Raw genomic sequence first — 24,186 nt, forward strand, 5'->3', positions numbered from 1 at the left:
CGGCCAGCCGTGCAGCAGGATGGCCACCGGACCCTGGGCCGGGCCAGCTTCCGCGTATTCGACGCCCAGGTCGCCCGCGTTGACGGTTTTCAGCAATGCAAAACGGGTGGCGCCATCGGGGGAGGCGGCGCGCGCCTGGGCGCCAAGCAAGCTGCCGATCGGCGCCACCGCCAGACTCAGTGCGGCGCTGCCCAGGAAGCTGCGGCGGCGTGTTGGCATGTTCAAGGTGTTCATTTTTTAGCCTTTCAGGGTTGGGATGAGAGCAACCGACGTGAGCTTGTCGGCTGCCTCTAGTACACCGCCGCGATGTATGTGGCATGTGTCATGCAACCCCTCAAAATGCATGGCTGTGTAGCGCATGGCGCGTGTGGATACACAAGCATACAAAGCCGCTGCGCACGGCGTAGACGTGCGCCAGAACGCCAGCGCCACCCTGAAGGTGGCGCTGGCTGGTCAACGAACAGAAAAGGCGCTGGATCCCAGGCTTACGGCCTGACGCCTGGCCGTTGCGCCAGCCGCGCGGCGTGGGTGCTGGGGAGTGGGCAGGGCCGGCCGGTGGGCTGGCTGATCTCCGAGGCCAGGCCGCCGAAGAAGAACATAAACGAGAACAGGATTTTGCGCATGGCTGGCCGCTAAGCGTCCTGTGCCTCGACCTGGCTGGCAAAGACGTAGCCTTCGCTACGCACGGTCTTGATGTAGCGCGGCTCGCGTGCGTCGTCGCCCAGGCACTTGCGCAGGCGGCTGATCATCAGGTCTATCGAGCGTTCGAACAGCTCGGTTTCGCGCCCCTGGGTGATGGAGAGGATCTGGTCGCGGGTCAGCACTTTTTGCGGGTGGTCCACCAGCACACGCAGCAGCCGATACTCGGCGCCGCTCAGTGACACCACCATGCCATCCTGGTCCAGCAGAACGCGTTCAACGGTGTCCAGCCGCCATGTCCCAAAAGCCAGGTAGCGTGCCTCGTCGCTGCTGCGCATGTTCGGTGGCAGCATGCGGGTACGGCGCAACACCGACTTGATGCGTGCGAGCAGTTCGCGCGCCGCAAACGGTTTGGGCATGTAGTCGTCGGCCCCCATCTCCAGGCCCAAGACGCGGTCGGCCTCATCGCCGCGTGCAGTGAGCATGATGACGGGGGTGGTCTTGAACTTGCCCGCGCGCAAGTCGCGGCAAAGGGTCAGGCCGTCTTCGCCCGGCAGCATCAGGTCGAGGATGATGAGATCGAAAGGCCCTGCGGTTTCCAGCATCTGGCGCATGTGCCGACCGGTGGGCGCCGTGCTGACGCGCAAGCCATTTTTCTGCAGGTAGGCGCTGACCAGATCGCGGATGTCGCGGTCATCGTCAACCAGAAGGATGTGGTCGCTGGCGGGAACGGTGCTGGTCATGGTGGTGTTTGTTGTGGGCCGGGTGGATAGGTCTAGGCGGGCAGTTGCAGGCTAGCGCGCAAGCCGCCTTCAGGGCGGTTGTGCAATGAAAGCTCTGCACCCAGCGACAGCGCCAGTTGCTGCGCTATCGCCAGGCCCAGCCCGGTGCCGCCGGTCTCGCGGTTGCGCGAGCTTTCGATGCGGTAGAAGGGTTGCATGACCGCGGCAAGCTGGTCCTGCGCAATGCCAGGTCCGCTGTCGCAGATGTCGATCTGCAAACACCCGTCCTGCCACTGCACCAGCACCTCGGCGTGCTGGCCGTATTTCAGTGCGTTGTCTACAAGGTTGGTGAGGATGCGGCGCAAGGCATTCGGGCGGCTGCTGATGGGGGTGCCGGCTTCGCCCGTCAGCGTGACCGGGCTTCCGGTGTCGGCGTAGTCGTTGACGATGCTGCGCAGCAGCGCGTCCATGTCCAGCAGGCGTACCTTTTCTTCCGAGCCCTGCAGCGTCTTGGCATAGGTGACGCCTTCATGCACAAGGCTGCGCATGGCTTCCAGGTCCTGGCGAAATTTGTCGGCTTCGGGCATGTCATCCATCAGGTCTACACGCAGCCGCATGCGCGTGATCGGGGTTTGCAGATCGTGCGAGATCGCGGCCAAAATCTGCATGCGTTCGTTCATGTAGCCGGTGATGCGTTGTTGCATCGCGTTGAAAGCGCGCGCGGCCCGTACCACCTCGACGGGGCCGGTCTCGGCGACGATAGCGGGCTGCAGATCCGGACCCAGCCGGTCTGCCGCTGCAGCCAGCCGTTCCAGAGGACGTGTCACCAGGCGTATGCCTAGCCAGGCAAAGACCCCGAGCACCAGCAGTTGCGCCAGCAGCAGCCAGCTCACCCAGTCCGAGACCGGCATGGGCACGCGGCGGGCGAGCACATACAGTGAGGAGCCGTCGCTGAGGCGTACCTGCATGCGCACGGTTTCGCGCACTTGGCGGAGTTGTCCCACGGCCAGCACCGGGAAGGGTTGCAGGGCCTTGGTGAGAACTTCCACAAAGCGGGCCAGGGCGGGCGAGTCGGGTGGCGGTGTGTCCACTACGCCTTCCAGAGAAAACCCATAGTTGGGCCGCTCCAGTTTCGCAAACCAGTCGCTGCGCTCCTGGGCGGGCAGCCGGTCCAGTATGGCCACCGAGCTCGCGATGTCCTGCTCGACACCGCTGATCATCAGATGCATCAGTGTCTCCCCACGTTCGTGGCGTATCGCCACGTAGGTGAGCAGTTGAGCGGCCGCCATGCCCAGCAGCACCAGCAGGGTGACACGTGCCAACAAGGTGGACGGCCACAGCCGTCTAAGGATTGTGTGCATTCGGTTTACCGTGGTGATGGTGGGCGTGGCGGGGGCGTTCAGGCAATCGACAGATCGACCCGGATGTTGCCACGGGTGGCCTTGGAGTAGGGGCACAACTGGTGTGCGCCCTGCACGACGGCCAACGCCTTGTCGTGCGCTATGCCCGGGACACTGACCTTGAGGCGCGCCGACAGCGCGAAGCCATCGGGGCCCTGCAGCAGATCGACCTCGGCGTCTACGGCCAGGTCGTCGGGTAGCTTCACGCCCAGGGGCTGAGCGGCCCGCGCCATGGCGCCCATGAAGCAGGCCGACCAACCCGCGGCAAACAGTTGTTCCGGGTTGGTGCCTTGGCCGGTGCTGCCGAAGCGTGTGAGGACGATGTCCAGACGGCCGTCGTCGCTGCGCGCCGCGCCGCTGCGGCCTCCGGTGGTGTGGGTGCGGCCGGTATAAAGAACCTTGTCTTCGGGTGTGCTCATGGTGATCGCTTTCTGAAGGGCTTTATGTCGAAATGACGCCGCGATTGTGAAAGCGCGGTGTGTTGCTTCACAGGGGTTTTCTAACCGAATGTAGACCTGCCCCTACCCTTGTACAAAACCATACAAAACGCTTGATGGTGCGGCGTGAAACAGATTGGTGTCATATCAGCCGGGGCCTTTGGTCGTGCGTTGTGCATGGGCAAGATCGATCAAGGCACGCAAGCCCGCCGGCACGTGGCGGTTGCCGGCGTAGTAGAGCGACAGACCGGGCAAGCGCGGGGCGAAGTTTGGCAGTACCTCCATCAGCTCTCCTTTGGCAATATCGTCGGCGACATACCAATGCGCCACTTGTGCCAAGCCCAGGCCGCGGCGCGCGCCTTCCCGCATCAGCAAAGGGGCATCAAACACCTGCGAGCCCGGCACTTCGACGTGTATGGTTTTCTTCCTGACCAACAACTGCCATGGTGATGCGGCGCCGTTGGGCAGGCGTGCGCGTATGCATCTGTGGCTGGACAGGTCTGCCACCTTTTGCGGTGGCGGATGTTGTGCAAAGTAGTCGCGCGAACCGACGATGCACAAGGGCACGTCGTCGCTCAGCGGCACACGGATCATGTCCTTGGGCACCAGATGGCTGGGGCGCAAGCCGGCGTCAAAGCCCTCGGCAATGATGTCCACCATCTGCCCTTCGGTCACGAGATCCAGGGTGACGTCTGGGTAGCGCCGCGAGAACTCGCTCATCAGCGGGAAGTAGCTCATCAAGGCCGCGCCGAGTGAGCTGTTGATGCGCAGCGTGCCGGTGGGCGTGGTGCGTCTGTCGTTGACTGTGGCCATCGCATCCTGGATCTGTTTGACCGCAGGCGCAATCTGCTCCACGAACTGTTGCCCTGCATCGGTCAGCGCCACGCTGCGCGTGGTGCGATGGAACAGCCTAGAGCCCAGTCTGACCTCCAGCCCGGCGATGGCGCTGCTGAGCGCCGAGGTGGACATTTCCAGCTCCACGGCGGCGGCGCGAAAACTCCGGCGCCGGGCGACCGCCAGCAGCGCTTGCAGTTCAATGAGACCGCTTTTGTGCATTGTCCTGATTTTCGGTATGAATCATGCAGATTTGACCATATTGTCAGTATAAAAAGATGTTCCTAGACTGCCCATCCAGTCATCTTCAATGCGTCGTTCAGGAGCCGTCATGCGTGAATTTAATCAGTCCTATATCCACGGTCGCTTTGTGCCGGTACAGGGCACTACCGTGCTGCAAAGCGTCAACCCGAGCACAGAGCAAACCATTGCTCACACCCGGCTGGCCAATCGCGACGATGCCAAATTGGCAATCGCGGCAGCCAAGGGCGCACAGCCACAGTTGGCAGGCAGCAGCAAAAGCGAGCGCATCGAAATGCTCAAGCAGTTGGAAGCCGCCGTGCTGGCCCGGGCCGATCACATTCGGGATGTGACCATAGAAGAATATGGCGGCCCTGTGTCCAGAGCGCAGTGGGTCAGTCAATACGCTTCGCAATGTTTTGCCAGAACGGCGAAGATTTTGGCGGGCTATGAGTTCACCCGGCACATAGGCGAATCCGTGGTGCACATGCGGCCCGTGGGGGTTGCCGCGTTGATCGCACCCTGGAACAGCGTGGCCGGGACGATTTGCAACAAGCTGGCTTCGGCGATTGCCGCAGGTTGCGCCTCGGTGATCAAACCCAGTGAATTGAGCCCCTGGCAGACCGAGGTCACCGCGCAGGCACTGCATGCGGCGGGCCTGCCCGCAGGGTTCTTCAATATCCTGCTGGGCCGTGGTGATGACGTGGGCGACGAACTCAGCACCAGCGCCGACATTGCCAAAATTTCATTCACCGGCTCGACCAGCACGGGCAAGATCATTGCGCGTGCGGCGGTCGACAGCATGAAACGTGTGAGCCTGGGGCTGACGGGAAAGTCGGCCGCCATCGTGCTCGACGATGCCCCATTTGCAGAGGCCATTGGGCAGGCCCTGGGCGCTGCTTTCATGAACAACGGCCAGGCCTGTGTGGCCGGGACACGCTTGCTGGTTCCGCGGCATAGGCTGGAGCAGGTGATCACGCTGGTGCAGGCGCACGTCTCGGCCCTGCGGGTGGGCGACCCACGCGACCCGGCCACGGCCATAGGCCCCCTGGCCAGCCGCAGCCAGTACGAAAGAATTCAGCACTACATCCGGCGTGGGCTGGAACAGGGCGCCACGTTGATTGCGGGTGGCGAGGGGCGGCCCCAGGGTTTGCAGGCAGGCTACTTCGTCAAGCCTACGGTTTTTGCGCACGTAGACCGTGACATGGACATTGCGCGAGAGGAGATCTTTGGGCCGGTGTTGTCGATTCTGGCGTATGACAACGAGGCCGACGCCATCGCAATGGCCAACGATTCCATCTATGGCTTGCAAGCCTATGTGTTTTCGTCGAACGTCCAAAGGGCTGAGCGGCTTGCGCAGCAATTGCAGGCCGGTGCGGTGCTGATCAACCGCACCATGGTCGATCCGTTGGCGCCTTTCGGAGGGGTCAAGCAATCCGGGCTTGGCCGAGAAAATGGTTTGTTTGGCCTGGAGGCATTTTTGGAGCCCAAGGCAATTGTGACGGTCTGAGCGCACAGAGTGAAAGCGATTCCTTTGGGGGCTGCTGGTGCGCTCAAGCCGAACCTCGGGCATGAAGGGGGAAAAGCGAGTCCTTGCCGATCACCTGCTTGCTTGGGACCTGCCATCAAGGGTTTGCCATTCGTGAGCGGCTCAGCCCGCGCCGGATCATGAGTGCAGGCTGGGGGCGTGAGGACGCCGCGACACTGGGGCGTAGAATTTCCGAGCCGGTGCTTTCCGCCGTGCGAAGGAGCATGAATGATCACTCTGAAAAAAGTAGCAGTGGGCCGAACGCTTGGCCTGCTGGCTACAGCCAGCTTGCTGGTGATGTCGGGTGCTGCGCTGGCGACCAATCAGTCGCAGCAGCGCCAGGATGGCAGGGACGCGAATCAGAATGCCAAGAAGGAGGCGCGCTCGGCCAAGATCGACTGCCGCCAGGAGAACAATAAGAGCAACGCCGCATGCCGCCAGGACAAGCGTGAGGCCAAGCAGGATGGCCGGCAAGAGAAGCGAGACATCAAATACTGAATGGGGTCCAGGGGCCCCTCATGGGGCCAATGGTTGGCGCCTGCCTGCGGTTAACCCGGTGTCTGCATAAGCAGCCCAGGCACCAGCAACTGCTAAAGGCAGCAGACCGCGCGCTCAAAGCGCGTTTTTTTGACCGCGGATACCGGGCGGGGTAGCGGTGCCCGGCTTGTTATGCTCCACCATCCATGAACCCAGCCGCCAATTCTTACTCCCGCCTCATCCTTTTCAACAAGCCCTACGGCGTGCTGAGCCAGTTCCAGCCCGAAGGCCACTGGCGTGGCTTGAAGGACTTCATTGACCTGCCCGGCGTTTACGCCGCAGGCCGCTTGGATGGCGACAGCGAGGGCCTGCTGTTGCTCACCAATGACGGCAAGCTGCAGGCGCGGATTGCCGACCCGCGTTTCAAGATGGCCAAGACTTACTGGGCGCAGGTGGAGGGTGTGCCCGACGAGGCGAGCCTGAATGCGCTGCGCCAGGGCGTGATGTTGAACGATGGCCCGACGCGCCCCGCACAGGCGCGGCTACTGGCCGAGGCGCCCGCGCTGTGGCAGCGCGACCCGCCCATCCGTGTGCGGCAGAGCATTCCCACGGCCTGGCTGGCGTTGACCATCAGTGAAGGCCGTAACCGCCAGGTGCGGCGCATGACGGCGGCTGTGGGCTTTCCTACCCTGCGGCTGGTGCGCGCGGCAGTCGGGCCTTACACGCTGGATGGTTTGGCGCCTGGCACTTGGCTGGACGCCCCAATCAATATTTAACGCCCCCAGCGCAACACCACCGGGTCGAGGCGGCGGGCCACCTCGAGCAAGCCTTTGCGCACTTCGGGGTGCATGTGGGGCCAGGGGTGGCGTGGGGCTTCACAGGCGATCACACCGCCTTCCTTCATCAGCGCCTTGGCAGCCAGGAAGCCGGCTTGGCGGTTCTCGTAGTTGATCAGCGGCAGCCAGCGCATGTATTGCTCCACGGCTTCTTCGCGGTTGCCAGCGAAATAGGCGTCGGTGATGCGGCGAATGCCATCGGGGTAGCCGCCGCCGGTCATCGCGCCGGTGGCGCCTGCGTCCAGGTCGGCCAGCAGGGTGATGGCTTCTTCGCCGTCCCACGGGCCTTCCACGGCCGCGTCGGCCAGGCGGATCAGCTCGCGCAGCTTGGATGCGGCACCGGCGGTTTCGATCTTGAAGTAGGCGACGTTTTCCAACTCGGTGGCCATGCGCGCCAGGAAGGCGGGCGACAAGGGGGTGCCGCTGGCGGGTGCGTCTTGCACCATGATGGGGATGCTGAGCGCGTCCGACAGTTGTTGGTAGAAGCTGTAGATCTGTGGTTCGGTGACGCGGAAGGTGGCACCGTGGTAGGGCGGCATCACCATCACCATGGCCGCGCCCATGGCCTGTGCGCGGCGCGAGCGCTCCACACACACGTGGGTGCTGAAGTGTGTGGTGGTGACGATGATGGGCACACGCCCGGCCACGTGTTCGAGCACGGTCCGCGTGAGCACTTCACGCTCGTCGTCGCCGAGCAAAAACTGTTCGGAGAAATTGGCCAGTATGCAGATGCCTTGCGAGCCGGCGTCGATCATGAAGTCTATGCAACGCTTCTGGCTTTCCAGGTCTAGTGTGCCGTCTTCCTTGAACGTGGTCGGGGCTACGGGGAACACGCCTTTGAAGCGTGGAGTTTGTCGCGTGTGCTGGTTGCTCATTACGGGTCTCGTCAGATGTTGTGAGATGGGTTGGGATCAATGCGAGTGGCGCGGCACTTCCGAGCCACGGCAGCCCACCAGGAAGTCGAAGTCGCAGCCTTCGTCGGCCTGCAACACGTGGTCGACATACAGGCGTTCGTAACCGCCCTTGCGGCCACGCGGGGCGGCGTCGGTCAGTGCGGCCATACGTGCGGCGAGCTCTTCGTCGCTGATGTCGAGGTGCAGGCGGCCACCGGCGCAGTCGAGTTCTATCCAGTCACCCTGGCGCACCACCGCCAGCGGACCACCGGCGGCGGCCTCGGGCGCCACGTGCAGCACCACGGTGCCGTAGGCGGTGCCACTCATGCGCGCGTCTGAGATACGCACCATGTCCTTGATGCCCTGGCGCAGCAGCTTGGGCGGCAGGCCCATATTGCCCACCTCGGCCATGCCGGGGTAGCCGCGTGGGCCGGCGTTTTTCAGCACCATGACGGAGTTGGCGTCGACATCCAGGTCTTCGTCGCCAATGCGTTTTTTGTAGTCGTCAAAATCTTCAAACACCACGGCGCGGCCACGGTGCTGCAGCAGCTCGGGTGTGGCGGCAGACGGCTTGAGCACCGCACCACGTGGCGACAGGTTGCCGCGCAGGATGCGTATGCCGCCGTCGGCGATCAGCGGGTTGTCGAGTGTGCGAATCACCTCGTTGTTGTAGTTGGGCGCGTCTTTCACGTTGTCCCACAGGCTGCTGCCGTTGACCGTGAGTGCATTCGGGTGCGGCAACAAGCCGTTTTCACCCAGGCGGCGCAGCACGGCGGGCAGGCCTCCGGCGTAGTAGAACTCTTCCATCAGGAAGCGGCCCGAGGGCATGAGGTCGACCAGCGTGGGTGTGCCCGCGCCTATACGTGTCCAGTCTTCAAGCTCCAGGTCCACACCGATGCGCCCGGCAATCGCCTTCAGGTGGATGACGGCGTTGGTCGAGCCACCTATGGCTGCGTTGGTGCGGATGGCGTTTTCAAACGCTTCGCGTGTGAGGATCTTGGACAGCGTGAGTCCCTCCTTGGCCATTTGCACCGCACGCATGCCCGACATCTGCGCCAGCACGTAACGGCGCGCGTCCACCGCCGGAATCGCGGCGTTGTGCGGCAGCGAGGTGCCCAGCGCTTCGGCCATACAAGCCATGGTGGAGGCCGTGCCCATGGTGTTGCAGGTGCCAGCCGATCGGCTCATGCCGCCTTCGGCCGCAAGGAACTGGTGCAGGTTGATCTCGCCCGCCTTCAGCGATTCATGCAGTTGCCAGACGGCCGTGCCCGAGCCAATGTCGCGCCCTTCGAGCTTGCCGTTGAGCATGGGCCCACCGGTGACGACGATGGCCGGAATGTCGCAACTGGCCGCACCCATCAGCAGCGCGGGTGTGGTTTTGTCGCAGCCGGTGAGCAGCACCACGGCGTCAATCGGGTTGCCACGAATGGCTTCTTCCACGTCCATGCTGGCCAGGTTGCGCGTGAGCATGGCGGTGGGCCGTAGATTGGATTCACCGTTGGAGAACACCGGGAACTCCACCGGAAAGCCACCGGCTTCAGAGATGCCGCGCTTCACGTGTTCGGCAATCTTGCGGAAGTGCGCGTTGCAGGGTGTCAGCTCGGACCAGGTGTTGCAGATGCCCACGATAGGGCGGCCGTCGAACTCATGGTCGGGTATGCCCTGGTTCTTCATCCAGCTGCGGTACATGAAGCCGTTTTTATCGGCCGTGCCAAACCATTCGGTGGAGCGTAGTTTGCGTTTCGGAGTATCAGACATGGTGTGGGGTGTCGTTGGAAAAACTAGTCAGAAGAGTTAGCGGCGTGGTGCGGCGGCGGTGAACACACGTTGCAGCAGGCAGAACACAAACAGCAGGGCGCCCACCACAATGCGGGTCCACCACGAGCTGAGCGTGCCGTCGAAGGAGATCAGTGTTTGGATGATGCCCAGCATCAACACACCAAACAGCGTGCCGGCCACGTAGCCCACACCGCCGGTGAGCAGCGTGCCGCCAATCACCACGGCGGCAATCGCGTCCAGCTCCAGGCCGACGGCGTGTAAGCCGTAGCCCGAGAGCATGTAGAAGGTGAACAACACACCGGCCAGCGCCGCGCAGAAGCCCGAGAGCGCGTACACACTCACCAGCGTGCGCCGCACCGGCAAACCCATGAGCCTGGCAGAGACTTCGCTGCCACCAATGGCGTACACCGTGCGGCCAAAGGGTGTGTAATGCGCCACAAAGATGGCAGCCAGCAACACGGCGAGTGCAATCAAGGCGCTGGCCGACACGGAAGCGTCTTCCCACAGCGGTACGCGGATTTGCGAGATCGCCGAGTAACTTTCGTTGGTGATGCTGATCGAGTCTATGCTGATCACATAACAAAGGCCGCGCGCCAAAAACATGCCGGCGAGGGTGACGATAAAAGGCTGCAGCCGGTAACGCTCTATCAAGTGGCCCATGAAGGCGCCAAACGCCGTGCCCATCAGCAGCACCAGCGGAATCACCAGCCACGGGCTCCAGCCGCGATGCTCCACCAGCGCGGCCGACACCATGGTGGTGAGCGCAATCACCGAGCCCACCGACAGGTCGATGCCGCCGGTCAGCACCACAAAGGTCATGCCCACGGCCACCACCACCAGGAAGGCGTTGTCGATCAGCAGGTTCAGAAACACCTGGGCCGAGAAGAAACCGTCGTAACGCAGCGAGCCGAAGGTGGCGACTACCATGAACAGCGAGATGGTGGCGGCCAGCGGCCAATACTTGGGGTCGAAACGTGTACTCCGCGTGGGCGCCGGTGTGGGCATGACGGGGGGCACGGTTGGGGGAGTAACCACAGGTTGGGGCATGGTGGCGCTCATGAGGGGATACCTCCTGTGCCGTTGTTCTGTCGTACAAACAGAATGCGCAGCGAGGTTCGGAACTCGGCCGACTGCAACAGCATCACCGCAAACACCACCACGGCTTTCACAACCAGGTTGATCTCGGGCGGCACACCCAGCGAATAAATGGCATAGGTCAGCGTCTGGATGATGAGTGCACCAATCACGCTGCCCACCAGGCTGAAGCGCCCACCGGTCAGCAAGGTGCCGCCCAGCGTTACGGCGAGGATGGCGTCCAGCTCCAGCAACTGGCCGGCGTTGTTGCCGTCGGCACTCTTCACGTTGGAGCTGATCAACAAACCCGCAATGCCTGCGCACAAACCACACACGGCGTAGGCACCAAGCGTGAGCCGCCGCGCCTGTATGCCGGCCACACGCGCCGCCGAGGGGTTGATGCCCACGGCCTGTATGAACAAGCCCAGCGCCGTGCGCGTGGTGGCCAGGTACAGCACGGCAAACACCGCCGTGGCAATGAACAGCGAGAACGGAATGCCCAGCAAGAAGCTGCCGCCAAAAAAGAAGTAGGGCTTGTAGTACACGGTGACGATCTGCCCATCGGTGATGAGCTGTGCCAGGCCGCGCCCGGCCACCATCAAGATCAGTGTGGCGATGATGGGCTGCATGCCCACGGCGGCCACCAGCGTGCCATTCCACAGGCCGCAGACCAGGGCCACGCCCAGCGCCGCGCCGACCGCCATCCACAGCGGGAAGCGGCTGGTTTCGCCGTCCACCGCGCCGCCAATCATCCACGCCGCCGAGGCGGCGGCAATCGCGACCACGGCACCGACCGAGATGTCAATGCCGCGTGTGGCGATCACCAGCGTCATGCCCAGGGTCACCACCACCAGGGGCGCGGCGCGGTTCAGGATGTCGATGAGGCTGCCGTAGAGATGGCCGTCGCGCCATTCCAGGTGCAAAAAGCCGGGGTTGAATGCGGCGTTCACGGCCAGCAATAACAGCAGCGTCAGCACTGGCCAGGCCAGGCGATGCTGGAAGGCGCGCGCCGCCAGGGACGCTGTGTGTTTTGTCTCAGGCATGTTCTGCGTGCTCGGTGGCAATCAATTGGTAAACATCGTCTTCGCTGCTGCCGGCCGGCAACTCACCCACTTTGCGGCGGTCGCGCAGCACCACGATGCGGTGCGCCACACGCACCACTTCACTCATTTCTGAGGAGATGAACAACACCGCCATGCCGGCTGCGGCCAGGCGCTGGATCTGGTCCATGATCTCTTGCTTGGCCGCCACGTCGATGCCGCGTGTGGGCTCGTCCAGAATCAGCAGGCGGGGCTCGGTGGCCAGCCAGCGCGCGATGATGGCCTTTTGCTGGTTGCCGCCCGACAGCAGGCCTATGGGGGTTTCAATATCCTTGGTTTTGATGCCCAGCGCGCTGACAAACTTTTCGGCCATTGCGGTTTGTTCGTGCAGCGGCAGGAAGCGGCGTGTGCCCATGCGCGCCTGCAGGGCCAGCACAATGTTTTCGCGCACCGAGAGTTCGGCCACGATGCCATCGGTCTTGCGTTCTTCGGGGCACAGCGCCAGGCCATGCGCAATCGCCTCGGCCGGGTTGCCAAAGCGCACCACCTGGCCGTCGATGCGCAAGGCGCCACGGTCGGGCGCTTCCAGGCCAAACAATAGGCGCGCCAGTTCGGTGCGGCCCGCGCCCAGCAGACCGGCCAGACCGACGATTTCGCCGGCACGCACTTGCAGGTCCAGCGGGTGCAGCAGCGCCGTTTGGCCCAGGCCTTCGGCCGACAACAAAGCCGGTGCGCTGCTGTCCACTGCTTGCGGCGCCTGGGTGCGCGCCTGTTGCGCCGCCAGTTCGCGGCCCAGCATGGCGGCAATCATGGCCGAGGGTGTGAGCTCGCTGGCCAGCCACTCACCCACCCAGGCACCGTTGCGCAGTACGGTGATACGGTCCGACACCGCGTAGACCTGGTTGATGAAGTGGGTGATGAAAACAATCGCCAGGCCATCGGCGCGCAACTTGCGCAGCACTTCAAAAAGCTTGTGCACCTCGTCGTCGTCTAAGCTGGAGGTCGGCTCATCGAGCACCAGCACCCGCGCGTTGACACCCAGCGCGCGCGCAATGGCCACCATCTGCTGCACCGCTACCGGGTAGCTGGACAACAGCCGCGTCACGTCGATGTGCAGGCCAATACGTGCCAGCAGTGTGCGTGCTTGGCTGTGCACCGCTGCCCAGTCGATGCGGTAGCCCTGCAGCGCACCGCAACGCGGAAAGCGCCCGGCAAACACGTTCTCAGCCACCGTGAGGTTGGGGCAGAGGTTGACCTCCTGGTACACGGTGCTGATGCCCAGTTGCTGCGCCTGCAGCGGCGATTGCAGTTGCACGGTTTGGCCGTCCAGTGTCATGCTGCCGCGTGTCGGCGGGAACACGCCCGTCAGTATCTTCACCAGCGTGGACTTGCCGGCGCCGTTTTGCCCCATCAGGGCGTGGATCTCGCCCGGCATCAGCCGCAGCTTGGCGCCCTGCAACACCTGCACGGGGCCGAAGCGCATGTCGATGCCGGAGAGTTCCAGCACAGGGGACGGTGAGTTGGGGCTGGACATGGTGGCCTGGTGGATCTGGGTGAACGCTGTTAGCGGTTCTTGTGGTACACGTCGACAAACACGGCGGCCAGCAACACCAGGCCCTTGATCACCTGTTGGTAGTCGATGCCTATGCCCAGGATGGACATGCCGTTGTTCATCACGCCCATGATGAAGGCGCCTATGACCGCGCCCATGATCTTGCCCACACCGCCCGAGGCCGAGGCGCCGCCGATGAAACACGCGGCGATCACGTCCAGCTCAAAACCCAGGCCGGCCTTGGGTGTGGCGGTGTTCAGCCTTGCGGCAAACACCAGCCCGGCGAGTGCGGCGAGCACACCCACGTTGACGAAGGTGTAGAACGCCAGGCGCTCGGTCTTGATACCCGACAGGCGCGCCGCCTTTTCGTTGCCGCCGAGTGCATAGACGCGCCGGCCTATGGTGGTGCGGCGCATCACAAAGTCGTACAGCAGCACCAGCAGCGCCATCACGATAAGCACGTTGGGCAGGCCACGGTACGAAGACAGCATCCAGGTGAAGCCCACCAGCAAAGCCGCCACCACGCTGATGCGGAAGAAGAACACGGCTGCGGGCTCAGAGGTGATGCCGTGGCGTGCCTCGCGCAAGCGGCTGCGTATGCTGGCCACAGACAAAACCACCGCCACCACCACCCCCAGCAGCAACGAGGTGAAACGGAAGCCATCGGTGCTGAACAGGTCGGGAATAAAGCCCGAGCTCAGGCGCTGGAACACTTCGGGAAAAGGCCCGACCGATTGGCCTTGCAGCAGCGCCAACGCCAAACCCTTGAACACCAGCATGCCCGCCAGCGTGACGATGAAGGACGGGATACGGAAGTACGCCACAAACCAGCCCTGGATGGCGCCTATCAAGCCGCCGCAGGCCAGACACACGATGGTGGCGGGCAGCACCGGCCAGTCGTAGTTGACCATCAGCACAGCCGCCAGTGCGCCTATGAAGCCGCAGACCGAACCAACCGAAAGGTCGATATGCCCGGCCACAATCACCAGCAACATGCCCAGCGCCATGATGACGATGTAACTGTTCTGCAGCACCAGGTTGGTGAGGTTCAGCGGCTGCATCAGTGTGCCGTCGGTCATGTACTGGAAGAAGCCCATGATCACGACGAGCGAGATCAACATGCCATATTCGCGGAAGATGCGGCGTGTATTGGATTTGGCCGAGCCTTGGGGTTCGGCTGGCGCGGGGGCCGCCGCCGCTGGTGCGGCCTTGAGGGAGATGGGGTTGTCCATACGTGGTGACCTGTTGTATTTCGCTTGGCTTGTTTGGCTTGGCCTATTTCGCTTTGACGATGGCGCTCATGATTTTTTCCTGGCTGGCTTCGGCCGTGGGCATCTCGGCCACAAAACGGCCTTCGTTCATCACGTAGATGCGGTCGGTGATGCCCAGCAACTCCGGCATTTCCGAGGAGATCACGATCACACACTTGCCTTCCTCGGCCAGCTTGGCAATCAGCGCGTAGATTTCGTACTTGGCGCCTACATCGATGCCGCGTGTGGGCTCATCGAGAATCAGCACCTGCGGTTCGGTGAACAGCCATTTGCCCAGCACCACCTTCTGCTGGTTGCCGCCCGAGAGATTGAGCGCCAACTGGTCCACACCAGACGAACGTATGCGCAGCGCCTTGCGGTAACGCTCGGCCACGTTGTGTTCGGCACCTTGGTCGATGACGGTGGCTTTCGACACCCCCTCCAGATTGGCCAGCGAGACGTTGAAACGAATGTCTTCGTCCAGCACCAGGCCCGCACCCTTGCGGTCTTCGGTGACGTAGGCCAAGCCGTGGGCGATGGCGCGGCCGACGTTGCTGGTGTCGATTTCCTGGCCCTGCAGCAGCACCTGGCCGCTGACGAACTGGCCCCAGCTGCGGCCGAAGACACTCATGGCGAACTCGGTGCGGCCCGAGCCCATCAGTCCGGCAATGCCCACCACTTCGCCGCGCCCGGCGGTGAGGTTGAGCTTGCGCAGGAAGATGCGGTCGGGGTGCAGCGGGTGGCGCACCTGCCAGTCACGCACTTCAAATGCCACGGGGCCGATGTTGGGTGTGCGCGGCGGATAACGGTCGGCCATGGCCCGGCCCACCATGCCGCGGATGATGTGGTCTTCACTCACGGCGCTGCTGTGGCAGTCCAGCGACTCCACCGTGCTGCCGTCGCGCAGTATGGTGATGGTGTCGGCGACGCGTGATATCTCGTTGAGCTTGTGTGAAATCAGTATGCAGGTCACACCCTGTTCACGCAGGCCTATCAGCAGGTCCAGCAGGGCCTGGCTGTCGTTTTCATTCAGGCTGGCGGTGGGCTCGTCCAGTATCAGCAAGCGCACACGCTTGGACAAGGCCTTGGCGATTTCCACCAGTTGTTGTTTGCCCATGCCCAGGTCTTTGATGGGCGATTCGGGTGATTCTTTCAGGCCGACTTTGGTGAGCAGCTCCTGGGTGCGGCGGTGCGCCTCTATCCAGTCGATCACACCGTTTTTGGCGACTTCATTGCCGAGAAAAATGTTCTCGGTGATGGACAACATGGGCACCAGGGCCAGCTCCTGGTGGATGATGATCACGCCCGCGGCCTCGCTGTCGTGGATGCCGCCAAACGATTGGGTCTGGCCGTCATAAACGATGTCGCCTTCGTAGCTGCCGTGCGGGTACACGCCGCTCAGCACCTTCATCAGCGTGGATTTGCCGGCGCCGTTTTCGCCCACCAGCGCATGGATTTCACCGCTGCGCACACGCAGGTTCACACGGTCTAGCGCCACAACACCCGGAAACGTCTTCCGGATGTTGCGCATTTCAAGCAAGGTTTGCAATTCGGGGCTCCGTCGGAGGCTTGCACCCGCCGCCACCGGCTGGGCACAAGCGCTGGGGTCACTTGATCTGCGTCGCCTTGTAGTAGCCGCTGCCGACCAGGATCTTTTCCCAGTTGGACTTGTCCACGGCCACGGGTTTCAGCAGATACGAAGGCACCACCTTCACGCCGTTGTTGTAGGTCTTGGTGTCGTTGACTTCGGGCGTTTTGCCCGCCATCACACCGTCCACCATATTGGCCGTGACCTTGGCCAGTTCACGTGTGTCCTTGAAGATGGTGGAGTACTGCTCGTTGCGCAGAATTGACTTGACCGAAGGCACTTCGGCGTCTTGCCCGCTGACGATGGGGCAGGGCTGCTGCGCGGTGCAATAACCCACACCTTTGAGCGAGGACAAGATGCCGATCGACAAGCCGTCATACGGCGACAACACGGCGTTGACCTTGTCTTTGCCGTAGAACGCCGACAGCAGGTTGTCCATGCGGGCCTGGGCCACGGCGCCGTCCCAGCGCAGCGTGCCGACCTTGTCCATGCCCATTTGTTTGCTGCGCACCACCAGCTTGCCGCTGTCGATGTAGGGCTTGAGCACTGACATGGCGCCGTCGTAGAAGAAGAAGGCGTTGTTGTCGTCGGGTGAGCCGCCGAACAGTTCGATGTTGAACGGACCCTTGCCTTCCTTCAGGCCGAGTTTGTCGACGATGGTGGAAGCTTGCAGCACGCCGACCTGGAAGTTGTCGAAGGTGGCGTAGTAGTCGACGTTCTTCGAGCCCTTGATGAGGCGGTCGTAGGCGATGACCTTGATGCCCTTGTCGGCGGCACTTTGCAGCACCTTGGACAGCGTGGTGCCGTCGATGGAGGCGATCACCAGCACCTTCACACCCTTGGTCACCATGTTCTCGATCTGCGCGAGCTGGTTAGGGATGTCGTCGTCGGCGTATTGCAGGTCGGTCTTGTAGCCGCGTTCCTTGAGCACCTTTACCATGTTGTCGCCATCGGCGATCCAGCGTGCCGAGGACTTGGTCGGCATGGAGATGCCGATCAGACCCTTGTCCTGGGCCTGGGCCATGGGAGCGAAGGTGGAGGCGGCAGTGGCGCCGATGGCCAATGCGGCCAGGAATAGCTTGCGTTTCATCTTGTGTTTCCTTTGATGGGCCGGTTCAGTACTTGCGGTTCGGGAACTCTTTGGCGGCCACTTCCATGGGGAAGATGCCTTCTTCGGTGAGGATGCGCTTGGGCAGTGTCTTGCCGGCCTTGATGTCCTTGACCGCTGACATGAGTTGCGGGCCCAGCAGCGGGCTGCATTCGACGCTGACGTTGAGCTTGCCGGCGATCATGGCTTCGAACGCGCCCTTCACGGCATCGATGGAGATGATGGTGATGTCCTTGGCGGGCTTGAGGCCGGCTTCTTCAATCGCCTGGATGGCGCCTATGGCCATGTCGTCGTTGTGTGCGTAGAGCACGTTGATGTTTTTGCCCTCGGCCTTGAGGAAGGCTTCCATCACTTCCTTGCCCTTGGCGCGTGTGAAGTCGCCGGTTTGTGAACGCACGATCTTGAACTTGGGATCGGCCTTGATGATTTCTTCAAAGCCCTTCTTGCGGTCGATTGCCGGGGCCGAGCCCACCGTGCCCTGCAGTTCGACTATGCGCACCTCGCCCTTTTGGTCCTTCATCTTGTCGACCAGCCAGCGGCCGGCCTTGCGGCCTTCTTCGACGAAGTCGGAACCCATGAAGGTGACATAGAGCGTGTCGTCCTTGGTGTTGACGGCACGGTCGGTCAGCACCACCGGAATCTTCGCGGCCTTGGCTTCGCGCAGCACCGTTTCCCAACCCGATTCGACCACCGGCGAGAAGGCGATCACATCGACCTTTTGGGCGATGAAGGAGCGTATGGCCTTGATCTGGTTCTCTTGTTTTTGCTGCGCATCGGAGAACTTGAGTTCAATGCCAGCGGTCTTGGCCGACGACTTGATGGACTCGGTGTTGGCGGTGCGCCATTCGCTTTCGGCACCCACCTGGCTGAAGCCCAGCACGATGGGCTTTTGGGCGAAAGCCAGGCCGGGCAGCAGGGCGGCGAGGGAAGCGGCAGCGGTGCTGCTGATGACGTGTCTGCGGTTCAGTTTCATCTTTGTCTCCTGTTAGGGTGGTTGTGCGGAATGGGAAATGAAAAGCGGGAGCAGGGAAAAGTTTGGAGTTGTGTAGCGGTGTATTAGTGGGTCATGGTGTAGGCCGTTTTCACGGTGGTGTAGAACTCGGCGGCGTTGTGCGCGCCGTGCCGGGCATGGCCGTGGCTGCGCAGCCCACGGTGGTTGCTGCGGCGTGTGCCACACAGCATTTGCAGGTCGGCATCGGCCGTGGGCATGTTGACCAGGACGGTATCGGCACGCGCGTGCCTGCGGAAGTGCGCCGCTTGCTGCAAGGAGCGGGTGCACACGCCCATGCACAGGCCGTAGGGTGGGTCGTTGGCCAAGGCCAGCGCATGGTCGGCATCTTCGGCGCGCAACACGCAGGCAATAGGACCAAAAACGTTTTCGCGGGCGATGCGTTGTTCCGGTTGGGCCAGAAACAGCGCAGGGCTCATGAAGTGGCCAGGGGTAGGGCGTTCCAGATGCTCCCCGCCAAACACGTGTTGCGCGCCTTCGGCCTTGGCCTGTTGCACGCTGTCGAGGTCGCGCTTGAGCTGGCGCCGGTCGATCACGGGGCCTATGTCTATGCCGGGTGAGAGCGCGTGGCCTATGTGCAGGCCCGCCAGGCGTTTTTGCAGGCGCCCGACAAAAACATCGTGTACTGCGGCTTCGACGATGAGGCGGTTCGACGCGCTGCAGCGTTGGCCGGTGGCGAAATAGGCGCTGCGCACGGCGCATTCCACGGCATGGTCCAGATCCGCATCGGCCAGGACCACCAGCGGGTTCTTGCCCAAGGTCTCTAGTTGCAGCCTGGTGTGGCGTTGGCCGGTGGCACGCAGAATGCGCTCGGCCTCGGCCTCGGTGCCCGTGAAGCTCAGGCCGTCCAGGGCCGGACTGTCGATCAGGGTCTGGCCGACTTCGCGGTCGCCGCCCATCACCAGGTTGAACACACCTGCGGGCAGGCCGGCGCGGCTGATGATGTCGGCCAAGGCCCAGCCACAGGCGGGCACCAGTTCGGCGGGCTTGAACACCACGCTGTTGCCATAGGCCAGGGCGGGGGCAATCTTCGAGGCGGGCACGGCGAAGGGGAAACACCACGAAGCCATCAAGGCGACCACACCCACGGGCTCGCGGTTCACATCGACCTGCACACCCGGGCGTGCGGCGGGAAAGACCTCGCCCGCCGAGCGCACGGCTTCACCGGCAAAGAACTTGAAGATCTGTCCCGCATGCACCACTTCGGCGACGGCTTCGGGCAGGGTTTTGCCTTCTTCGCGGGCCAGCAGCATACCGAGTTCCTCTTTGCGGGCCAGCAGTTCGCTGCCAATCTGGTCGAGTGCGTCGGCACGGCGTTGCGGGTCGGTGCGGCTCCAGGGGGCGAAGGCGTCGGCGGCAGCACGCACGGCTTGCTGGGTCTGGTGCCGGTCGGCGCGGGCGTACTCGGCAACGATCTCACGCGGATCAGACGGGTTCTCGCTGATGCCTATGGTGGCGCCGGTTTCCCAGCGGCCATTGATGTAGTTGCGGATGTCGCGTTGAACGCCGTCTAGCTTCACCTTGTCTCCGGCATCATGAAAGGATTCTGAGAACCTGTTCACGATCTCCCCAGGGCCGCGCAGGCACCTTATCGGGATGCACTGCTAGGCGTAAAACCCAAGCCAAGGCTCCTGCCTTGGCTGGTTTTGTAACGACGCAGGGCGCCCGAGAAGGTGCCAGCCCTCCGGGTTGGGGTGAAATCGGGCGCTTTGCCTGCCATAGCCCTTGCATGGGCAGAGAGCCTATGCGGCGGTCTCTGACAGTCAACTCATCCCGATTGCACCGCAACGCGGCCCTAGGGAGATTGTGAACAAATTCTTAACGTGGGTTGGATTCTAGGAATCAAAAAGATATCATTCCAATCAAATTTCGATCAATATTGATATCAATCGAGGGATTCTGGAAATCCCTTGTTTCACCGACTGCTGCACCATGTCCACCTATACCCATTGGTTTATCCGCGCCCGGCTCAAAACCCGCCAACTGCTGTTGATCGTGGCGCTGGCCGAAGAGGGCAATATCCACCGCGCCGCACAGGTGCTGAACATGACGCAGCCCGCGGCCTCCAAGCTGCTGAAGGATTTGGAGGAGGTGCTGGAGGTGCAGCTCTTTGAGCGTCTGCCGCGTGGCATGCGGCCCACCTGGTATGGCGAGTGCATGATTCGCCACGCACGCGAGGCCTTGGCCAGTTTGAACCAGGCACACGACGAGTTGTCGGCGCTGAAAGCGGGGCGGTTTGGCCAGGTCGGCGTGGGCGCCATCACCTCGCCCGGCCTGGCGCTGTTGCCGGCCGCCATCGCCGCGCTGAAGCAAGACCAGCCCAATCTGCGGGTCTCGCTGGACATCGAAACCAGCCCGGTCTTGCTGGACCGGCTGCGCGAAGGCCGGCTCGACGTGATCGTGGCTCGGCTATTTGAAGAGCACGATAAATCCAACCTGCGCTACGAGCCGCTGACCGGTGAGCCGGTGTGTGCGGTGGCGCGGCCCGGGCATCCGCTGATGTCGGTGAACGGCCTGGGCCTGCGCGACGTGGTCAACACGGGTTGGATCGTGCCGCCTGCGGGCAGCGTGCTGCGCCACCGTTTCGATTTGATGTTCACCGAGGCGGGCCTGGTGCCGCCCATCAATGTGATAGAGACGGCGGCAGTACTGTTCATCACCCGCATGCTGCAAAAGAGCGACATGTTGTGTGTGATCGCCACCGAGGTGGCCAACTACTACGCGGCCCACGGCATCCTGTCCATCCTGCCGCTGGAGATGCCGTGCAACATGGACGACTTTGGGCTCATCACCCGCACCGACCGCCTGCCGTCGCCCGGCGCCAAGCTGTTGATGCAGGCCCTGCGCACGCAGAGCCTGGCGGTTTATGGGCGCAGGCTGGAGGCGGTCTAATTAAACCCAGCCGGCATCGACCGTGAACTCGTGCGCCGTGCACATGGCGCCATCGTCGGCCGCTAAAAACAACACCATGTTGGCAATGTCCTGCGGCTTGAGTTTGTCGGGCAGGCACTGGTTGCGCGCGAGTTCTTTTTCGCCCTCGGCATCGAGCCACAGCGCAATCTGCCGCTCGGTCATCACCCAGCCGGGCGAGACGGTGTTGATGCGGATGCGGTCTTGCCCCAGCGACTTGGCCAGGCCACGCGTGAGCCCGTTCACCGACGACTTGGCGACCGAATAACACGGGTAGCCGCTGCCTTTGCCCTGCCAGCCGGTCGAGCCCAGATTCACGATGGAGCCAAAGCCCAGGCGCTTCATGCCTGGCACGGCGGCCTGGATGGCGAAGAACGCCGGGCGCTCATTGATGGCCATGCGTTCTTCGTAGTAGGCGGGCGTGACCGATTCCAGCGTGTGCCTGTCGTCGCTGGCCACGTTGTTCACCAGCACGGCGAAATCGCCGAGTGCGGCGGCTGCATCGGTCACAGCGGTTTGTAGTGCGGCCACATCGCGCACATCACACACGCGCCACCAGGGAGCGCTGTGGCCGGCCTCGGCGATGTCCTGGGCCAGGCGGCGGCTGGGTTCTTCGGCAATGTCGATAAAAGCCACGCGGGCGCCCTGCGCGGCAAAGCTGCTGACGATGGCCGCGCCAATGCCGCTGCCCCCGCCCGTGACGAAAACCGAGCGGCCTTTCAGGCTGGGGTAATTGGTTGTTCCGGGGTTCAAGCGCTGTCTCCTTGAGTTTGTCCTTGGGTTTTTGATATTGCAAATTGCATATTGATGAATATGATGTTTATCTAATTCAGTTATCAATATGCCTCAGGTCGGCGTGGTACGTCAATGTCCACGTTGTGACCTGCTGCCGAACAACGTTTTAAACGGAGACAAAACTTGCCACAGCACCCGATCTACACAGCGCCCAGTATGTGCGGCGCGGTGCGCTGCCTGGTGGACGCACAGGCGCAACTTGGCGAGGGCGCGTGTTGGTCGCCGCGTCTGCAGCAGTTGTGGTGGGTCGATATCCTGGGCCGGCAATTGCACCGCTACAACCCGGTTGATGGTGGTCTGCAAAGCTGGACCTTAGACGAAGAAGTGTCTGCGGTGGCCGAATGCCGCGACGGTCCGGGTTTGTTGCTGACGCTGCGCCGGGGCTTTGCCAGCTTCGACCCCACACAAACGGATGCCCTGCCGCTGTACAGCCATTGCCCGCCCAGCGAACCCGTGAGCAACCGCTTCAACGACGGCAAGTGTGATGCCGCCGGCCGCTTCTGGGGCGGCACCATGGACTTTGCCTGCCTTGCTCCGAGCGGCGCCTTGTACCGCTTCGACCCCGACGGCCAATGCAGCCAGCACGACAAAGGCTGGGTGGTGACCAACGGCCCCACGTGGTCGGCCGACCAGCGCACGCTGTACGCCAACGACACCGTGCAAGGCCGTATCTACGCTTACGACTTTGACAGCGCCACCGGCGCCCTGGCGCACCGCCGCCTCTGGCACACCTTTGCCGAGGGTGACGGTCTGCCCGACGGCATGACCACCGACGCGGCCGGCCGTTTGTGGATCGCCCATTGGGGCGCCGGTTGCGTGACCGCGCACCACCCGGAAACGGCAGAAGAGTTGTGCCGCATCACACTGCCCGCGAGCCAAATCACCAGTTGTGCGTTTGGCGGCGCCGATTTGCGCACGCTCTACATCACCAGTGCCGCTGTGGGCTTGAGCGCCGCGCAACTCGCCGCCGAGCCCTTGGCGGGCGCCTTGTTTGCGGTGGAGATCGACAGCCCCGGCGTAGCCGCAAATACGTTTGGATCGGCCTCGAGGGCCGGGAGTACTGACGGGAGTACCGAGGTATGAGCCACAACTTGGTATGGCTGCGCCATGCAGGCCAGCATCTGGCGCTGGTACCGACACTCGGCGGCAGTGTGGCCGCTTGGCAATGTGAGCGCAGCAGCGGCGGCGACCGGTTTGACCTGTGGCGCCCCTGGGGCGGCGCAGTGGAAGACCTGTACCAGATGGCGTCGTTTGCCATGGTGCCCTGGTCCAACCGCATCAGCCGCGGTGGTTTTGAACACAACGGCCAGTTCCACGCCATGCAGCCGAATCGCATGGGCGAGGCTTATCCCATCCACGGCGACGGCTGGCTGCAAGCCTGGGAACATGCACAGACCGCGCCCGACACACTGGTGATGACGCTGGAGTCGCAGCATTTCAACGGCGCGCCGTACCACTACCACGCGACGCAGACCTTTCGCTTGTTGCCCGGAGGGTTGGATCAATCGGTGACGGTGCGCCATTTGGGCCCCGACAGCCTGCCCTACGGCCTGGGCCTGCATCCGTGGTTTCCGCGCACGCCGTACACGCATGTGCAGGCGCCGGTGCAAGGTGTGTGGCTCAGCGGTGCCGACCCGATTCCCACGGGCTACAGCACAAGTTTTCCGCAGAGTTGGGATTTGAATGCCGGGCTGGAAGCCGTCGATCCGCAGGGCCGGTTGATCGACAACGGCTACAGCGGCTGGGGTGGCCAGGCCACCATCACCTGGCCGGAACATGGTCTGCAACTAAGTGCCAGCATGCCTAACTTTGTGGCCGATGGTGGTGTGGCGCGGCACCACTGCCTGATCTACCGCCCGCCGCAGGGGCCGGCGTTTTGTTTCGAGCCCATCACCCATCCCATCAATGCTTTTCACCAGCCGGGCCGGCCGGGGCTGAAGGTCCTGGCCCAAGGGGAAAGCTTGACGCTGGCCGTGCAGTGGCGTTGGCGCGAATACGCTTGATCGCAGACGCTTGGGGTCAGGGGCGCCGGCGCTTGGGCTGGCGGAAAAATCACCGTCCCAGGTGGTGATGTC

Annotated in this window: 23 protein-coding genes and 1 pseudogene; 7 read left to right on the forward strand and 17 right to left on the reverse strand. The window is 63.0% G+C overall.

Features of this window, described 5'->3' with window-relative positions:
* Positions 1-234 (reverse strand): annotated as a pseudogene (locus ACFQ95_RS24475) (alpha/beta hydrolase); the annotation flags it as partial.
* A 133-nt stretch (positions 235-367) separates the two neighbouring features.
* On the opposite strand from ACFQ95_RS24475, the gene ACFQ95_RS24480 reads away from it, so the two are divergent.
* Complete coding sequence (locus tag ACFQ95_RS24480) at positions 368-496, forward strand: hypothetical protein (protein WP_422835341.1); 129 nt, start codon at positions 368-370, stop codon at positions 494-496.
* Here ACFQ95_RS24480 and ACFQ95_RS24485 read toward each other — a convergent pair.
* From ACFQ95_RS24485 to ACFQ95_RS24505, 5 genes are all read right to left on the reverse strand, one after another.
* The gene (locus ACFQ95_RS24485; RefSeq protein ID WP_422835342.1) at positions 486-623 is read right to left on the reverse strand and encodes a hypothetical protein; all 138 of its coding nucleotides are present in this window, start codon (positions 621-623) and stop codon (positions 486-488) included. The two genes, ACFQ95_RS24480 and ACFQ95_RS24485, sit on opposite strands and share 11 nt — an antisense overlap.
* Before the next feature lie 9 nt (positions 624-632).
* Complete coding sequence (locus ACFQ95_RS24490; protein WP_422835344.1) at positions 633-1,382, reverse strand: response regulator; 750 nt, start codon at positions 1,380-1,382, stop codon at positions 633-635.
* 32 nt (positions 1,383-1,414) lie between these two features.
* The gene (locus tag ACFQ95_RS24495; RefSeq protein ID WP_422835346.1) at positions 1,415-2,722 is read right to left on the reverse strand and encodes an ATP-binding protein; all 1,308 of its coding nucleotides are present in this window, start codon (positions 2,720-2,722) and stop codon (positions 1,415-1,417) included.
* Between the two features lie 38 nt (positions 2,723-2,760).
* Positions 2,761-3,180, reverse strand: a complete 420-nt coding sequence (locus ACFQ95_RS24500) for an organic hydroperoxide resistance protein (protein ID WP_422835347.1) — start codon at positions 3,178-3,180, stop codon at positions 2,761-2,763.
* Between the two features lie 165 nt (positions 3,181-3,345).
* The gene (locus ACFQ95_RS24505; RefSeq protein ID WP_422835349.1) at positions 3,346-4,254 is read right to left on the reverse strand and encodes a LysR family transcriptional regulator; all 909 of its coding nucleotides are present in this window, start codon (positions 4,252-4,254) and stop codon (positions 3,346-3,348) included.
* A gap of 109 nt (positions 4,255-4,363) precedes the next feature.
* Between ACFQ95_RS24505 and ACFQ95_RS24510 the strand changes: the two genes are divergently transcribed.
* The 3 genes from ACFQ95_RS24510 to ACFQ95_RS24520 all read left to right on the forward strand — a co-directional run bounded on the left by ACFQ95_RS24510 (position 4,364) and on the right by ACFQ95_RS24520 (position 7,053).
* Positions 4,364-5,782: an aldehyde dehydrogenase family protein gene (locus ACFQ95_RS24510; protein WP_422835351.1), complete on the forward strand. Its 1,419-nt coding sequence runs from the start codon at positions 4,364-4,366 to the stop codon at positions 5,780-5,782.
* Positions 5,783-6,028: 246 nt separating this feature from the next.
* Positions 6,029-6,298 carry a hypothetical protein gene (locus ACFQ95_RS24515; RefSeq protein ID WP_422835352.1) on the forward strand — a complete coding sequence of 90 codons (270 nt, stop codon included), beginning with the start codon at positions 6,029-6,031 and terminating at the stop codon, positions 6,296-6,298.
* 185 nt (positions 6,299-6,483) lie between these two features.
* The gene (locus ACFQ95_RS24520) at positions 6,484-7,053 is read left to right on the forward strand and encodes a pseudouridine synthase (RefSeq protein ID WP_422835354.1); all 570 of its coding nucleotides are present in this window, start codon (positions 6,484-6,486) and stop codon (positions 7,051-7,053) included.
* On the opposite strand, the gene ACFQ95_RS24525 is transcribed toward ACFQ95_RS24520, so the two are convergent.
* The 10 genes from ACFQ95_RS24525 to ACFQ95_RS24570 form a co-directional block, all read right to left on the reverse strand.
* Positions 7,050-7,988: a dihydrodipicolinate synthase family protein gene (locus tag ACFQ95_RS24525; protein ID WP_422835355.1), complete on the reverse strand. Its 939-nt coding sequence runs from the start codon at positions 7,986-7,988 to the stop codon at positions 7,050-7,052. The genes ACFQ95_RS24520 and ACFQ95_RS24525 overlap by 4 nt on opposite strands.
* Before the next feature lie 36 nt (positions 7,989-8,024).
* Entirely contained in the window at positions 8,025-9,764 is a 1,740-nt protein-coding gene (locus tag ACFQ95_RS24530; RefSeq protein ID WP_422835356.1) for an IlvD/Edd family dehydratase, read from the reverse strand.
* Between the two features lie 36 nt (positions 9,765-9,800).
* Complete coding sequence (gene yjfF, locus ACFQ95_RS24535) at positions 9,801-10,790, reverse strand: galactofuranose ABC transporter, permease protein YjfF (RefSeq protein WP_422835389.1); 990 nt, start codon at positions 10,788-10,790, stop codon at positions 9,801-9,803.
* A gap of 50 nt (positions 10,791-10,840) precedes the next feature.
* Positions 10,841-11,902, reverse strand: coding sequence for an ABC transporter permease (locus tag ACFQ95_RS24540; RefSeq protein WP_422835357.1), 1,062 nt, complete (start codon positions 11,900-11,902; stop codon positions 10,841-10,843).
* Positions 11,895-13,433, reverse strand: a complete 1,539-nt coding sequence (locus tag ACFQ95_RS24545; RefSeq protein ID WP_422835359.1) for a sugar ABC transporter ATP-binding protein — start codon at positions 13,431-13,433, stop codon at positions 11,895-11,897. The genes ACFQ95_RS24540 and ACFQ95_RS24545 overlap by 8 nt, the downstream gene beginning before the upstream one ends.
* A 29-nt stretch (positions 13,434-13,462) precedes the next feature.
* Positions 13,463-14,683: a multiple monosaccharide ABC transporter permease gene (mmsB, locus tag ACFQ95_RS24550; protein ID WP_422835361.1), complete on the reverse strand. Its 1,221-nt coding sequence runs from the start codon at positions 14,681-14,683 to the stop codon at positions 13,463-13,465.
* A gap of 43 nt (positions 14,684-14,726) precedes the next feature.
* Positions 14,727-16,232 carry a multiple monosaccharide ABC transporter ATP-binding protein gene (mmsA, locus tag ACFQ95_RS24555; RefSeq protein WP_422835391.1) on the reverse strand — a complete coding sequence of 502 codons (1,506 nt, stop codon included), beginning with the start codon at positions 16,230-16,232 and terminating at the stop codon, positions 14,727-14,729.
* 76 nt (positions 16,233-16,308) lie between these two features.
* Positions 16,309-17,379 carry a multiple monosaccharide ABC transporter substrate-binding protein gene (gene chvE, locus ACFQ95_RS24560; protein ID WP_422835363.1) on the reverse strand — a complete coding sequence of 357 codons (1,071 nt, stop codon included), beginning with the start codon at positions 17,377-17,379 and terminating at the stop codon, positions 16,309-16,311.
* Between the two features lie 25 nt (positions 17,380-17,404).
* The gene (locus ACFQ95_RS24565; RefSeq protein WP_422835364.1) at positions 17,405-18,370 is read right to left on the reverse strand and encodes an ABC transporter substrate-binding protein; all 966 of its coding nucleotides are present in this window, start codon (positions 18,368-18,370) and stop codon (positions 17,405-17,407) included.
* 83 nt (positions 18,371-18,453) lie between these two features.
* Positions 18,454-19,926 carry an aldehyde dehydrogenase family protein gene (locus tag ACFQ95_RS24570; protein WP_422835393.1) on the reverse strand — a complete coding sequence of 491 codons (1,473 nt, stop codon included), beginning with the start codon at positions 19,924-19,926 and terminating at the stop codon, positions 18,454-18,456.
* 412 nt (positions 19,927-20,338) lie between these two features.
* Here ACFQ95_RS24570 and ACFQ95_RS24575 point away from each other — a divergent pair, with 412 nt between their 5' ends.
* Positions 20,339-21,298 carry a LysR family transcriptional regulator gene (locus tag ACFQ95_RS24575; RefSeq protein WP_422835365.1) on the forward strand — a complete coding sequence of 320 codons (960 nt, stop codon included), beginning with the start codon at positions 20,339-20,341 and terminating at the stop codon, positions 21,296-21,298.
* Here the strand turns inward: ACFQ95_RS24575 and ACFQ95_RS24580 are convergent, their stop codons facing one another.
* Positions 21,299-22,069, reverse strand: coding sequence for an SDR family NAD(P)-dependent oxidoreductase (locus ACFQ95_RS24580; protein ID WP_422835366.1), 771 nt, complete (start codon positions 22,067-22,069; stop codon positions 21,299-21,301).
* Positions 22,070-22,267: 198 nt separating this feature from the next.
* Here ACFQ95_RS24580 and ACFQ95_RS24585 point away from each other — a divergent pair, with 198 nt between their 5' ends.
* Positions 22,268-23,194: an SMP-30/gluconolactonase/LRE family protein gene (locus ACFQ95_RS24585; RefSeq protein WP_422835395.1), complete on the forward strand. Its 927-nt coding sequence runs from the start codon at positions 22,268-22,270 to the stop codon at positions 23,192-23,194.
* Complete coding sequence (locus tag ACFQ95_RS24590) at positions 23,191-24,114, forward strand: aldose 1-epimerase (protein ID WP_422835368.1); 924 nt, start codon at positions 23,191-23,193, stop codon at positions 24,112-24,114. Before ACFQ95_RS24585 ends, ACFQ95_RS24590 begins: the two co-directional genes overlap by 4 nt.
* Positions 24,115-24,186: the final 72 nt, after the last annotated feature.

This window comes from Variovorax sp. HJSM1_2 (assembly GCF_049316285.1).
Taxonomy (GTDB): domain Bacteria; phylum Pseudomonadota; class Gammaproteobacteria; order Burkholderiales; family Burkholderiaceae_C; genus Rhodoferax_B.